We start from the raw sequence: 12,338 nt of genomic DNA, 5'->3' as shown, positions 1-12,338 counted from the left end.
AAAGCTGGATCCCGGCATTCGCCGGGATGACGAGCATGATTTGTAGGCGCCCGACTCGCCCAGCACCTTGGGTCGGCCGTAAAAGGCGTAGTTCGCCATCGCCAGCCGCCCGCGCGGCTTCCACAAATTCCGCGGCTTCGAGTCAGTCGAGGGCGGGTAACAACTCCATCGCCATCACCAGCGCATCTTCGCGCCCGTCCGCGGCGGGGTAGTAACGTGGGCGGCGCCCGATCTCGTTGAAACCTTCGTCGTGGTACAGCGCGATCGCATTCGCGTTCGACGGCCGCACTTCCAGGAACACGCGCGCGACATTGCGCCCGCGTGCCATCTCCAGCAGCGCGTGCAACAAGCGCCGTCCGTGGCCCTGCCCCTGCAATTCCGGCGCGACGCAGACGTTGAGCACATGCGCCTCGCCGGCCGCGATCGACATCAGGAAGTAGCCGACGATGCGCGCGTCGTTATAGAGCACCCATGCCGGGTAATCCGCGCGCAGGCAGTCACGGAAGATGCCCACGGTCCAGGGGAACTCATAGGCGCGCGCTTCGATCATGTGCACGGCGGGCAGATCGTCCTCGCGCATAGCGCGCAGCGATACCGGAAGCGCCTTGTCGTCGACGCGCGCGTTCATCGCGCTGTCCGCTTCCGCAGCGCGCGCAGGTGCGGCCACAGCGCGCGTCGCGCCGCGGGGCTGCCGCGCAGCGTCGCGAGGTCGGGCAGCACCTGCAACAAGTCGGCATCCTGCTCGCTGCGTCCCGCCGCGCGCGCCAGTGCACGCAACAAGGGCGAGGCCGCAGCCGGCCGGGCTCCTGTTTCCGGCTTCGACGCCGGCGCTACCGCTTCCCGCAGCTCCGGCTGTGGCTCTGCCGCAGTAGTCGACGCCAGCATCAGCACGTCATGACCCAGTGCCTGCAACCATTCGCGCTGCTCGGCACTCCAGGGCAGATCGTGGGAACTCATGCGGCGTTCTCCGGCGGCAATTTGCGCAGGCGCCGCCACAGCGAATAGATCGGGCCCGACAACGCATAGAGCAGGCCGATGGTGAGCAGCACCGAGGGCGGATCGATCGCGATCGCCACCAGTACCGCCAGCACGATGATGATGCCGAGGAACGGCATGCGGTCGCTGCGCGGACCGCCGCCCTTGAAGCTGAAATAGCGCAGGCGGCTCACCATCAGCAGCGCCGCGGACACGGTCACGCCGAGCGCGAACCAACGCAGCTCTTCGCCCGAGAACCCGTTGTCGGCGCAGGTCCACACGAAACTCGCCACCAGCCCCGCCGCGGCCGGGCTCGCCAGTCCGATGAACCAGCGCTTGTCGACTTGCCCCACCTGCGAGTTGAAGCGCGCCAGCCGGATCGCCGCGCACGCGGCATATAGGAAGGCCGCGATCCAGCCGATCTTGCCCGGCACCACGCCGTCCAGCCGGGTCGAGGACAAGGCCCAGTGGTACATCACCAGCGCCGGCGCCAGGCCGAAGCTGATCAGGTCCGCGAGCGAGTCGTACTGCACGCCGAATTCGCTCTGGGTGTTGGTCAGGCGCGCGACGCGCCCGTCCAGGCCGTCCAGGATCGCGGCGATGAAGATGGCGACGCAGGCGTGCTCGAAGCGCCCCTGCGTAGCCGCGATGATCGCGTAGAAGCCCGCGAACATGCCGCCGGTGGTGAACAGGTTGGGCAGAAGGTAGATGCCGCGGCCGCGCGGCCGTGGGGTGTGCGATTCGTCCATGTCCACGAGTTTAACGCTTGCCTGCGCGAGGGTACGGTGCTGCAATCCGGGTTCCGCCGCTGATTCGAGCATTGCCATGCCCAGCCGCACGATCTGTCTGGCCCTCGGGCTTGTCGCCCTGGCCCTGGCCCTGCCCGCGTTCGCCGGCAAGGTCTATCAATGGAAGGACGCCAACGGCGTCACCCATTACTCCGACGCGCCGCCGCCTGCGCAGCAGGGCGTCCAGCACCGCCAGCTCAAGGACAAGGGCCCCGTCCTTGCCCAGATCGGCGCCAAGCCGACCGAAGAAGAGAACTGCGCCACCGCACGCAAGAACGTCGAGCAGCTCAAGGGCAACAGCGGCCCGGTCGGCTTCGACGCGAACGGCGATGGCCAGCTGGACAAGGAAATGACCGCGGAAGAACGCAGCCTGTACGTCCAGCAGACCGAACTAATGCTCAGGACCTACTGCAACAAGCCGGCAGCCAAGCCCTGACATGCGCCTCGGCTGGGCCCTCGTCGGCGGTGTCGCCCTGGGCCTCGCGCTGTGGTGGTGGACCACGCGCGACGAGCGCGAACACGCCCGCATCGAACGCGAGCACAAGGCCGCAGCAGCAGCCGAGGCCGCCCGCCCCGTGCTCTACCGCTGGCGCGATGCCAACGGCGTACTGCAGATCACCGAGAAGCCGCCCAAGGGCCGCAAGTACACCAGGCTCGAGCGCGAGCCGTACGAAGGCATCGAAGTCCACGGCGAGCGCAACGCCGACCTGCCCGAACCACCCGGGCAGTAGCCGCCCTGCTCTCGTGGTGCGACCGCTCCGCACCGGCCGAGCCGGTCAATCCGCACCCCGCATGGCAAAATGCCCGCTTCCCTTTGCGTGAAGCCCCACCGATGCGCCTGTCGCAGTTCCACCTCCACACCGTCAAGGAAACCCCCGCCGAGGCCGAAGTCATCAGCCACAAGCTGATGCTCAAGGCCGGCATGATGCGCAAGCTCGCCGCCGGCCTGTACACGTGGAGCCCACTGGGCCTGCGCGTGCTGCGCAAGGTCGAGACGGCCGTGCGCGAGGAAATGAACGCCGCCGGTGCGCTGGAACTGCTGATGCCGACCATGCAGCCGCAGGAGCTGTGGGAGGAAACCGGACGCTGGCAGAAGTTCGGCGGCCAGTTGCTCAAGATCAAGGACCGTAAGGAAGCCGGCTACTGCTACGGCCCCACCGCCGAGGAAGTCGTCACCGACTTTGCGCGCAACGAGCTGTCCAGCTACAAGCAGCTGCCGGTCAACTTTTACAACATCCAGTGGAAGTTCCGCGACGAGATCCGTCCGCGTTTCGGCGTGATGCGTGCGCGCGAATTCCTGATGAAGGATGCGTACTCGTTCCACATCGACGACGAATCGCTCGGCGCCGAATACAAGAACATGTACGACACCTACGGCCGCATCTTCACCCGCCTGGGGCTGAAGTTCCGCGCGGTGGCTGCCGACACGGGCGCGATCGGCGGCAGCGCCTCACATGAGTTCCATGTGCTCGCCGACTCGGGCGAGGACGCGCTCGCCTTCTCCACCGGCTCGGACTACGCCGCCAACGTCGAGAAGGCCGAAGCGATGTCCCCGGGCCCGCGCCCCGCCGCATCCGAATCGATGCGCAAGATCGACACGCCGACGCAGAAGACCTGCGAGGACGTCGCTGCGCTGATGGGCATCGACCTCACCCGCACGGTCAAGTCGGTGGCGCTGATGGGCGTCGATGCAGAGGGCAACCCGCAGTTCGTGCTCGCGCTGGTCCGCGGCGACCACATCGTCAATGAGATCAAGCTGGCCAAGCTCGCCGGCCTGGGCGACTACCGCCTGGCCACCGAAGGCGAGATCGATGCGCACCTGGGCAGCGAGCCTGGTTTCTTGGGGCCGGTCGCACCGAAAAAGGCAGTTCGCATCGTCGCCGACCGCAGCGTCGCCGCGATGGCCGACTTCGTCGTCGGCGCCAACGAAAAGGGCTTCCACATCGCCGGCGTCAACTGGGGCCGCGACCTGCCCGAACCGAATGAAGTCGCCGACATCCGCAACGTCGTCGCCGGTGATGCCTCGCCCGATGGCAAGGGCACGCTCGGCATCGCGCGCGGCATTGAAGTCGGTCACGTGTTCGCGCTTGGCCGCAAGTATTCCGAAGCCATGCAGTGCACCGTGCTCGACTCCAGCGGCAAGGCGGTCGAACCGGCGATGGGCTGCTACGGCATCGGCGTCTCGCGCATCGTCGCCGCGGCGATTGAACAGAACCACGACGACAACGGCATCATCTGGCCGGACGCGATGGCGCCGTGGCAGGTCGCCGTGTGCGTGATCAACCCGAAGAACGACGCCAACGTCTCCGCCGCGGCTGATGCGCTGTACCGCGAACTCAACGCGGCCGGCGTCGAAGCCGTGCTCGACGATCGCGGCCTGCGTCCGGGCGCGATGTTCGCCGACATCGAGCTGATCGGCATTCCGCACCGCGTGGTGGTGTCCGAGCGCGGCCTGGCCGCCGGTTCGTTCGAGTACCGCCACCGTCGCGCCAGCGAAGCCGAGAGCTTGGACCGCGCCGCGTTGCTTGCTCGCCTGGGCGCGGCATAATCGGGCCGGAACGCATTCCCCGAATCACGGAGGTTTCATGTCCATCGACATCACCGGCCTGTCCGCGAAGGAACTGGACGCGCTGATCAACCAGGCGAAGAAGCGCAAGACGACGTTGAACAAGCGCAAGCCGATCGCGACGGTGCGCAAGAAGCTGACCGAGTTGGCGCGGGCCGAGGGTTACACGATCGCGGAACTGTTCGGCGCCGCCTCCGTGGCCAAGGGCAACGTTGCGGCGAAGCCCACGGCTGCTAAGGCGAAGGCACGCAAGACCACCAAGGGCTACAAGCTCGGCAAGGTCGAGCCGAAGTACCGCAATCCGGCTAACACCGCGGAGACCTGGGCCGGACGCGGCAAGCCGCCGAAGTGGCTGGCGGTGTATCTGGACCAGGGTCGCCGGGTCGACGAGTTCCTGATTCGTTGAGCGATCGCGCAAACAGATCCCTACATAAACGCCGGCACGAGCCGGCGTTTTCTTTTCCTCAATCTTTCCGCGCGTCACCTTGTAGAGCGGAGCTTGCTCCGCTGCCTTTGCCTTTACCCTCGTCGGATCAAGAGCAGCGGAGCAAGCTCTGCTCTACAAGGCAAGAGTCAGAGATTCCGCCCCGGCGACAACAACAGATTGCCGAACAGCAGCCCCGCCAGCAGCGCCAGCAGGATGTTCACCACGGCCAGCAGTGCATCCTGGCCGACGATCGTGTCCTGCTGCTGGATCATGCTCAACAGCCCACGCAGGCTGGTACTGCCGGGCACCAGCATGATGATGCCGGGCAGGCGGATGATCGCGCCGGGGCGCTTCCACCAGCGTGCATAAGCGTTGCCGACCGCGGTCATGATCAGCGCGGCCAGGAAGATGCCTGCCGGGCTGCCGAAGGCTTCGCCGGCATAGCGCGCAATGAGATAACCCGATGCCGCGGCCAGCATCACCCGTATGTAGTCGCGGCGGTTCGCGCGGAACAGCACGGCAAAGGCGAAAGTCGCCAGCAGCAGCGAAGCCCCCTCCACCCAAGCCGGTTGCGGGCGCGAGGCACGTACTTCCGGGTGCAGCCCGATCAGGTCCGTGAAGTACAACGCGATCACCGCGCCGACGGTGAGCTTGAGCACCGTCGTCACCGCGCCGGCAAAGCGTGCCGTGCCCGAAACGAGATGCTGACTGGTGAGTTCGTTGACCGCATTGGTCAGCGCCATACCGGGCAGCAGCACGATCAGCGAGGCGATGATCACCGTGTTCTGGTTGAGTGGCGCGATGAAGCTCGCCACCAGCACCGTGGTGAATGCCGCCAGCATCGCCGCGATCGCATCGGTCGCTTCCTTCAGGCGCGGCCGCGAGCCGGAATAGTCGATCAACGCGCCGATCATCAAGCCGTTGAGCCCGGCCACGGCGATGTCGAGCCATGGCAGTCGCAACAGCCCGGCGATCGCCGTAGCGGCCAGGCCGAAGCCGAGAATCTGCATGATCCTGCTACGCCGGCTTGGCGGCCGGTCCAGCGCGCCCATCAGCGCATGCGCCTCGCGCAAGCCCAGGGTGCCGGCCATCACCGCTTCGGCAATGCGATCGGTCTCCGCCAGCCGATACAAGTCGGTATCGCCCAACGGCAGCCGGAGCACACGTGTCACCTCGCTATCGCCTTCCGGACGCTGTGGATCGCTGAAGGTCAGGATCATGCCGGTCGGGTTAGACCAGGGTTCGCAGGCTACATGCAGCTGGCGCGAAACCGCGGTGATCGCGCCTTCCAGACGCTGCGCGGTGGTGCCGTAGATGTGCAGCCGCTCGGCCATTTCGACCAGGAAAGCGACCCGCTCGGCGAAGCTGATCGACTGGAAGGACACGGTATTCAAGGACAAAGGCGCAGGACCATTACGCGACCCGCAAAGCATCGCATGCCCAGGCATCATTCCGCATACCCGCTCGACATGAGCGTGACCATGGACCTGAAACTGCCCGCAGCCCTTCGCCTTCGCATCGCGAATGAGTCCGGAAGCGGCTCGGGCCTGTTAACGCTATGGGGATAGGCCCTAGACCATCCGAGCGCTTCCGCCTGTATCCTGCGCACACGCTATGACCGCTCCGAACGTCACCCGACCGCAGCTAGTCACCGAAGGCAGTCCGGCCCGCCTGCAGCTGTCGGGGCAATGGACGCTCGAATACGCCGACGGCATCAGCCAGGCACTCGCTTCGGCGCCGCGCGAAGTGGCGTCGGTCGACGCCAGCGCGATCGATCGCCTCGACTCGCTGGGCGTGCTGCAGTTGCTGCGCTTCTCGCGCCGGCGCGGCATCGACTTCGATCTGATCGACTTCCGCGACGAACACCGCAACCTGGTGTCCGCGATCGAGGACGTCGCCGACGACCGCCCCAAGAAGAAGCGCGAATACGGCATCGCCGCCGCACTGGCGCGCCTGGGTTACGCGGTCAATGACAATGCGGGCGAAGTGCGCGCGCTGATCGGCTTCTTCGGCGAGACGCTGGTGAAGCTGGTGCGCACCTTCAAGGAACCCACGCGTTTCCGCCCCACCGCCACCGTGCACCACATGGAGCAGGTCGGTCTCGACGCGGTGCCGCTAGTCGCGCTGCTGAGCTACCTGGTGGGCGCGGTGATCGCGTTCCTCGGCTCCAACATCCTGCGCGACTTCGGCGCGACCATCTACGTCGTCGAGCTGGTCAGCATCGCCTTCCTGCGCGAATTCGGCGTGCTGCTGACCGCGATCATCCTCGCCGGCCGCACTGCCAGCGCCTTCACCGCGCAGATCGGCGCGATGAAGAGCCGCGAGGAAGTCGATGCGATCCGCACGCTGGGCCTTGATCCCATCGACCTACTGGTGATCCCGCGCGTGCTGGCGCTGCTGGTGATGCTGCCATTGCTGACCTTCATCGCGATGGTGTTCGGCCTGCTCGGCGGCCTGACCGTCGGCGCCTACGGCCTCGACATTCCACCGACGCAGTACCTGACGCGCATGCACGACACCATGGAGCTGCGCCACTTCGTCGTCGGCCTGGTGAAGGCGCCGTTCTTCGCGCTGGTCATCGCCCTGATCGGCTGCCTGGAAGGCCTGCAGGTCGAAGGCACCGCCGAGTCGGTCGGACAACGCACGACCTCCAGCGTGGTGCAGACGATCTCGCTGGTGATCGTGCTCGATGCGATGGCCGCCATCTGGTTCATGGAGATGGGCTATTGAACGCCGTCCTGGCCACTGACGATTCGTCGACACCGATCATCCGCGTGCGCGGCCTGGTCAACCGCTTCGGCGAACAGGTCGTGCACGAGGACCTCGATCTCGATGTCCGCCCGGGCGAGATCCTCGGCATCGTCGGCGGTTCGGGTACGGGCAAGTCGGTACTGATGCGTTCGATCCTGGGCCTGCGCGAACCCGATGCCGGCCGGATCGAAGTACTGGGGATCGATGCACGCGACCCTGCCGCCGACACGCATCGCCAGATCGAGCGGAATACCGGCGTGCTGTTCCAGGACGGCGCGCTGTTTTCATCGCTTACCGTCGGCGAGAACGTGCAGGTACCGCTGAAGGAATACCACCGCGATTTGCCCGATTCGTTGCGCTACGAGCTGGCGCTGCTCAAGGTCAAACTCGCAGGCCTGCCAGCCGATGCGATCAACAAGCTGCCCTCGCAACTCTCGGGCGGCATGCGCAAACGCGCGGGCCTGGCGCGCGCGCTGGCACTGGACCCGCCGCTGCTGTTCCTCGACGAACCCACCGCCGGCCTGGACCCGATCGGCGCCGCCGCTTTCGATCGCCTGATCAGGACGTTGCAGCAGGCGCTGGGACTTACCGTCTTCCTCATCACCCACGATCTCGACACGCTGTACGCCATCTGCGATCGCGTCGCCGTGCTCGCCGACCACAAGGTGGTCGTCTGCGCTCCCATCGCGGAAGTGGAACGCTACGATCACCCGTGGGTGCAGGCTTACTTCCACGGTCCGCGCGCCCGCGCCGCACAAGCGGGACGCGAGCGGCACGGCAAGGAAAACTGACATGGAAACCAAGGCCAACTACGTCCTCATCGGCGCGTTCACCATCGTGGTGACGCTGTTCCTGCTGCTGTTCGCGCTGTGGGCGGCGAAGTATTCGTCGGAGAAGGATTGGCAGCAGTACGCGGTGGTGTTCGAGGAGCCGGTGACCGGCCTGAGCGAAGGCAGCCCCGTGCTCTACAACGGCATTTCCGTGGGCACGATCGATTCGCTGCGCCTCGCCCTGGACGATCCGCGCCGCGTCGTCGCCATCCTGCGCGTCCGCTCGGGCGTGCCGGTCAAGACCGATACCCACGCGAAGATCTCCACGCCCAGCCTGACTGCGCCGCCGATCATCCAGCTCACCGGCGGCAGCCCGCAGGCGCGTCTGCTGGTCGAGGTCGACCACAACGAGATCCCGGTCATCAAGGCCGAGGCCTCGGCTTTGCAGAACATCGCCGATACCGCAAACAAGCTCGTCGCACGCATGGACGAACTGCTCAGCGAAGAGAACATCAAGCGCATCTCCAACTCGCTTGCCAACATCGAAGCCATGACCGGCGCGGTGGGCGACCAGCACGAAGACATCCGTGCCCTGATCGTCAGCGCGCGGCATTCCAGCGAACAGCTGGAGAAGACCCTCGCCACGACCGACCAGGCTGTCACCAAGGTCGATCAGGAACTGGTGCAGAAGCTGCCCGCGCTGATCGCCAAGCTGGATTCGACCTTGTCGAAGATGGATTCCGCCGCCAGCGGCGTGAATGGCATCGTCAGCGACAACCGCTCCGCGATCAGCAACTTCACCAACGAAGGGCTGGGACAGATCGGCCCGACGATGATCGAACTGCGCGGCCTGGTGCGCGATCTGCGCCGCATCAGCGACCGCCTCGACAGTGGCCCAACGAAATACCTGCTCGGTCGTGATGCCCCCAAGGAGTTCGAGCCGAAATGAAGACGATGGGACTCGTGACGCGCGATTCGGCGCGCATGGCAAAACACCTCGCCTTGGCAATGGCGACGCTGGCATTGTTGGGCGGCTGTACCTCGCTGCTTGGCGGCAGCAAGCAGACTTCGACGATCTACGCTCCGGATTCCCATGTGCAACCGGGCCAGGACTGGCCGCAGGTCCGCTGGCAACTTGCACTGGGCCGCAGCAGCGGTGCGCGCACCGCCGACAGCCTGCGCATCGCAGTGCGTCCGGCGCCCAACGAACTGCAGGTGTACAAGAACGCGCAGTGGGCGAAGTCGCCCGGCGACATGCTCGAGGACGGCGTGCTGCATGCGCTGGAGGATTCCGGCCGTATCGCGGTAGTCGCTCGCCAGGGCAGCGGCTTCGGGTCCGATTACCGGCTGCTGCTCGACGTGCGTCGCTTCGAATCCGATTACGCCGGTGCCGCGGTGCCGGCGGCGACGATCGAGGTCACCGCCAAGCTGCTGCACGTGAAGGACCAGCAGCTCGCCGGCTCGCGCACGTTCCTGCAGACGCAGACCGCGTCGACGACGGCAGTGCCGGATGTGGTGAATGCGTTCGATCAGGCGCTGGGCGCGGTGAGCGGGCAGATCGCCGGCTGGGCGCTGCAGACGGGTGAGCAGCACGAGCGCTTGCAGCATTGAGCGTCCGCGTTTCGTGGTTCGCCATCACCCGCCGCCCGCGCGGCATTCGTCATGCTCGGGCGCCCATCGCTGCAGGGGGCGGCCCGCGCGGCATTCCTCATCCTGGGGCGCCAACTGCTATAGGGGGCGGATCTGGCGAAAGGTCAGGTTGATCCGCTCCTCTGCCACCTTCGTCGTCCGCGGCAACGCATGCCGGTAGTTGCGCTGGGTAGGGCCGGCCATCACCAGCAGGCTGCCATGCGGCAGTTCCAGCGCCAGTTTCTGCTCCGGATCCCGGCGATGCTTCAGCACGAAGCGCCGCGTCGCGCCCAGGCTCAGCGAAGCGATCACGGGTGCGGCGCCCAGCTCGGCCTCGTCATCGCTATGCCACCCCATGCAGTCACGACCGTCGCGGTACCGATTGGCCAGCGCACTGTTGAAGCCAACGTCGAGCGCCTCGCACAGGCGCTCGCGCACCGGCCGCAATAGGAGTGGCCATGGGCGCGGCTCGAACAGCGCCCCGGAATAGCGATACGCCGTGCCCGGATCGCCGATCCAGCAGCTCAGGCGCGGCGAGGCGTGCTCGCGGCCGAATAGTCGGATGCGATGGTTCTCCCAGGCGATCTCCTCGCGCAGGCCTTGCAGCAGCCGATCCGCCTCGGCGGCGCCCAGCCAGCAAGGGTCGAATGAGATATCGGCATCGACCAGGGGCACCACGCTCAGGCTCATATAAGGACGCTAGCACGCCCTCGCGGACCGGCCTCGCGTAACCACCATTTGCCCCGCCCGCCCCAAGCCGCGAAAATTGCCGGATTCACAGCCACGCCCCATCTGCGGAGCCAACCGATGACCGACGCCCTAGAAACCGAACGCGATGTCATGGAATACGACGTCGTAACCGTCGGCGCCGGCCCGGCCGGCCTGGCGTTCGCGATCCGGCTCAAGCAGCTCAACCCCGAGATCTCGGTCTGCGTGATCGAAAAGGCTTCGACGATCGGCGCGCACATCCTGTCCGGCGCGGTGATCGAAACCGGCCCGCTCGACGCGCTGCTGCCCAAGTGGCGCGACAACCCACCGCCGATCTGCGTGCCGGCCACCGAAGACGAGTTCTGGCTGCTCAGCAAGACCGGCGGCCGCAAGCTGCCGGTGCCGCCGGGCATGAACAACCACGGCAACGTCATCGTCAGCCTCGGCGCGATGTGTGCATGGCTGGCGCCGCAGGCCGAAGCGCTGGGCGTGGAGATCTATCCCGGCTTTGCCGCTTCGGAAACACTGCACGACGAGACCGGTAAGGTCGTCGGCGTGCGCATCGGCGACATGGGCGTGGCCAAGGACGGTTCGCACAAGCCCGGTTACACCCAGGGCATCGACATCCGCGCCAAGGTCACCGTGCTTGCCGAGGGCGCGCGCGGCCATCTCACCAAGCGCCTGATCAAGCAGTTCAAGCTCGACGCCGACAGCGATCCGCAGGGCTATTCGATCGGCATCAAGGAACTGTGGCAGGTGCCGGAAGACCGCGTGCAGCCCGGCAAGATCGTGCACAGCTTCGGCTGGCCGGCCGACAGCAAGACCTACGGCGGCAGCTTCCTCTATCACCTGGACAAGGGCCGCATCGCGCTGGGCTATGTCAGCGGACTCGATTACCACGATCCCGAATACAAGCCGTGGGAAGCCTTCCAGCAATGGAAGAACCATCCGACGATCAAGTCGCTGCTCGACGGCGGCAGCATCGTCTCCGCCGGTGCGCGCGCGATCGTCACCGGCGGTTGGCAGTCGTTGCCGAAGGTCGAGATGCCGGGCGCATTGCTGATCGGCGATACCGCCGGCCTGCTCAACGTACCCAAGATCAAGGGCACGCATCAGGCGATCCGCTCGGGCATGCTCGCCGCCGAACACCTCGTCGCCGCGCAGCTCGCGCCGGAAGGTTTCGACGCCAAGCTGCGCGCATCCGACGCGATGGCGGAACTGAAGAAGGTCCGCAACATCAAGCCAGGTTTCAAGCGCGGCCTGTGGTTCGGCATGTTGAACGCCGCGTGGGAAACGATCACCGGCGGCCGTTCGCCCTGGACGCTGAAGAACAAGGCCGATTGGTCCTCGCTCAACAAGGTCGGCGAACACGAGCAGCCCAAGCGCGACTATCTCGACCGCACCCTCGCCCCGCGCGATCGCCTGGCGAGCGTCTACTTCGCCGCGACCGAGCACGACGAGGATCAGCCGGTGCATTTGAAGGTCGCCGACACCAACATCTGCATCACCCGCTGCGCCGAGGAATACGACAATCCGTGCACGCGGTTCTGCCCGGCGAGCGTGTATGAGATCGTCCAGGATGAGGCGGGCAAGCGCCTGCAGATCAACGCCGCCAACTGCGTGCACTGCAAGACCTGCGACATCAAGGATCCGTACGAGATCATCACCTGGGTCACGCCGGAAGGCGGATCGGGACCCAACTACCAGAATCTCTGACGCGGATC

14 protein-coding genes are annotated in these 12,338 nt (G+C 66.1%); 9 read left to right on the top strand and 5 right to left on the bottom strand.

What is annotated here, in order from left to right:
• Positions 1-142: 142 nt before the first annotated feature.
• Genes rimI through pssA form a run of 3 tightly spaced genes read right to left on the bottom strand, consistent with a single transcriptional unit; the run spans position 143 to position 1,724 of the window.
• Positions 143-628 carry a ribosomal protein S18-alanine N-acetyltransferase gene (gene rimI, locus ACYVGK_RS04675; protein ID WP_460732064.1) on the bottom strand — a complete coding sequence of 162 codons (486 nt, stop codon included), beginning with the start codon at positions 626-628 and terminating at the stop codon, positions 143-145.
• Positions 625-957: a hypothetical protein gene (locus ACYVGK_RS04670; RefSeq protein WP_460732063.1), complete on the bottom strand. Its 333-nt coding sequence runs from the start codon at positions 955-957 to the stop codon at positions 625-627. The genes rimI and ACYVGK_RS04670 overlap by 4 nt, the downstream gene beginning before the upstream one ends.
• Positions 954-1,724 (bottom strand): CDP-diacylglycerol--serine O-phosphatidyltransferase, encoded by a 771-nt coding sequence (gene pssA, locus ACYVGK_RS04665; RefSeq protein WP_460732062.1) that lies wholly within the window; start codon positions 1,722-1,724, stop codon positions 954-956. The genes ACYVGK_RS04670 and pssA overlap by 4 nt, the downstream gene beginning before the upstream one ends.
• 76 nt (positions 1,725-1,800) lie before the next feature.
• Here pssA and ACYVGK_RS04660 point away from each other — a divergent pair, with 76 nt between their 5' ends.
• From ACYVGK_RS04660 to ACYVGK_RS04645, 4 genes are all read left to right on the top strand, one after another.
• Positions 1,801-2,199 carry a DUF4124 domain-containing protein gene (locus ACYVGK_RS04660; RefSeq protein WP_460732061.1) on the top strand — a complete coding sequence of 133 codons (399 nt, stop codon included), beginning with the start codon at positions 1,801-1,803 and terminating at the stop codon, positions 2,197-2,199.
• Position 2,200: 1 nt separating this feature from the next.
• On the top strand, positions 2,201-2,494 hold the full coding sequence (locus ACYVGK_RS04655; protein WP_460732060.1) for a DUF4124 domain-containing protein: 294 nt from the start codon (positions 2,201-2,203) through the stop codon (positions 2,492-2,494).
• Between the two features lie 101 nt (positions 2,495-2,595).
• The gene (locus ACYVGK_RS04650; RefSeq protein WP_460732059.1) at positions 2,596-4,311 is read left to right on the top strand and encodes a proline--tRNA ligase; all 1,716 of its coding nucleotides are present in this window, start codon (positions 2,596-2,598) and stop codon (positions 4,309-4,311) included.
• 37 nt (positions 4,312-4,348) lie between these two features.
• Complete coding sequence (locus ACYVGK_RS04645; RefSeq protein ID WP_460732058.1) at positions 4,349-4,735, top strand: H-NS histone family protein; 387 nt, start codon at positions 4,349-4,351, stop codon at positions 4,733-4,735.
• A gap of 167 nt (positions 4,736-4,902) precedes the next feature.
• Here the strand turns inward: ACYVGK_RS04645 and ACYVGK_RS04640 are convergent, their stop codons facing one another.
• On the bottom strand, positions 4,903-6,156 hold the full coding sequence (locus ACYVGK_RS04640) for a threonine/serine exporter family protein (RefSeq protein ID WP_460732057.1): 1,254 nt from the start codon (positions 6,154-6,156) through the stop codon (positions 4,903-4,905).
• A 214-nt stretch (positions 6,157-6,370) separates the two neighbouring features.
• Between ACYVGK_RS04640 and ACYVGK_RS04635 the strand changes: the two genes are divergently transcribed.
• From ACYVGK_RS04635 to ACYVGK_RS04620, 4 genes are read left to right on the top strand one after another with little or no spacing between them, the layout of a single operon-like run.
• Positions 6,371-7,486, top strand: coding sequence for an ABC transporter permease (locus ACYVGK_RS04635; protein WP_460732056.1), 1,116 nt, complete (start codon positions 6,371-6,373; stop codon positions 7,484-7,486).
• Positions 7,483-8,298 carry an ABC transporter ATP-binding protein gene (locus ACYVGK_RS04630; RefSeq protein ID WP_460732055.1) on the top strand — a complete coding sequence of 272 codons (816 nt, stop codon included), beginning with the start codon at positions 7,483-7,485 and terminating at the stop codon, positions 8,296-8,298. Before ACYVGK_RS04635 ends, ACYVGK_RS04630 begins: the two co-directional genes overlap by 4 nt.
• A gap of 1 nt (position 8,299) precedes the next feature.
• On the top strand, positions 8,300-9,226 hold the full coding sequence (locus ACYVGK_RS04625) for an MlaD family protein (protein ID WP_460732054.1): 927 nt from the start codon (positions 8,300-8,302) through the stop codon (positions 9,224-9,226).
• Between the two features lie 5 nt (positions 9,227-9,231).
• Positions 9,232-9,888 (top strand): ABC-type transport auxiliary lipoprotein family protein, encoded by a 657-nt coding sequence (locus tag ACYVGK_RS04620; protein ID WP_460732447.1) that lies wholly within the window; start codon positions 9,232-9,234, stop codon positions 9,886-9,888.
• Positions 9,889-10,005: 117 nt separating this feature from the next.
• Here the strand turns inward: ACYVGK_RS04620 and ACYVGK_RS04615 are convergent, their stop codons facing one another.
• A complete protein-coding gene (locus ACYVGK_RS04615) occupies positions 10,006-10,596 on the bottom strand; it encodes an alpha-ketoglutarate-dependent dioxygenase AlkB family protein (protein WP_460732053.1) in 591 nt (196 codons plus the stop codon).
• A 117-nt stretch (positions 10,597-10,713) separates the two neighbouring features.
• Here ACYVGK_RS04615 and ACYVGK_RS04610 point away from each other — a divergent pair, with 117 nt between their 5' ends.
• Positions 10,714-12,330, top strand: coding sequence for an electron transfer flavoprotein-ubiquinone oxidoreductase (locus ACYVGK_RS04610; protein WP_460732052.1), 1,617 nt, complete (start codon positions 10,714-10,716; stop codon positions 12,328-12,330).
• Positions 12,331-12,338 lie beyond the last annotated feature (8 nt).

Source organism: Lysobacter tyrosinilyticus, from assembly GCF_054779815.1.
The sequence above is the reverse complement of the archived record's forward strand: the minus strand, read 5'-3'. Positions and strand labels throughout refer to the sequence as shown.

Bases quoted from the DNA above. Each gene is read 5' to 3' on its own strand.
- ACYVGK_RS04650 (WP_460732059.1), top strand. From the start codon at position 2,596: ATGCGCCTGTCGCAGTTCCACCTCCACACCGTCAAGGAAACCCCCGCC.
- ACYVGK_RS04610 (WP_460732052.1), top strand. From the start codon at position 10,714: ATGACCGACGCCCTAGAAACCGAACGCGATGTCATGGAATACGACGTC.
- ACYVGK_RS04625 (WP_460732054.1), top strand. From the start codon at position 8,300: ATGGAAACCAAGGCCAACTACGTCCTCATCGGCGCGTTCACCATCGTG.
- ACYVGK_RS04635 (WP_460732056.1), top strand. From the start codon at position 6,371: ATGACCGCTCCGAACGTCACCCGACCGCAGCTAGTCACCGAAGGCAGT.
- rimI (WP_460732064.1), bottom strand. From the start codon at position 628: ATGAACGCGCGCGTCGACGACAAGGCGCTTCCGGTATCGCTGCGCGCT.
- ACYVGK_RS04645 (WP_460732058.1), top strand. From the start codon at position 4,349: ATGTCCATCGACATCACCGGCCTGTCCGCGAAGGAACTGGACGCGCTG.
- ACYVGK_RS04660 (WP_460732061.1), top strand. From the start codon at position 1,801: ATGCCCAGCCGCACGATCTGTCTGGCCCTCGGGCTTGTCGCCCTGGCC.
- pssA (WP_460732062.1), bottom strand. From the start codon at position 1,724: ATGGACGAATCGCACACCCCACGGCCGCGCGGCCGCGGCATCTACCTT.
- ACYVGK_RS04615 (WP_460732053.1), bottom strand. From the start codon at position 10,596: ATGAGCCTGAGCGTGGTGCCCCTGGTCGATGCCGATATCTCATTCGAC.
- ACYVGK_RS04670 (WP_460732063.1), bottom strand. From the start codon at position 957: ATGAGTTCCCACGATCTGCCCTGGAGTGCCGAGCAGCGCGAATGGTTG.
- ACYVGK_RS04655 (WP_460732060.1), top strand. From the start codon at position 2,201: ATGCGCCTCGGCTGGGCCCTCGTCGGCGGTGTCGCCCTGGGCCTCGCG.
- ACYVGK_RS04620 (WP_460732447.1), top strand. From the start codon at position 9,232: ATGGGACTCGTGACGCGCGATTCGGCGCGCATGGCAAAACACCTCGCC.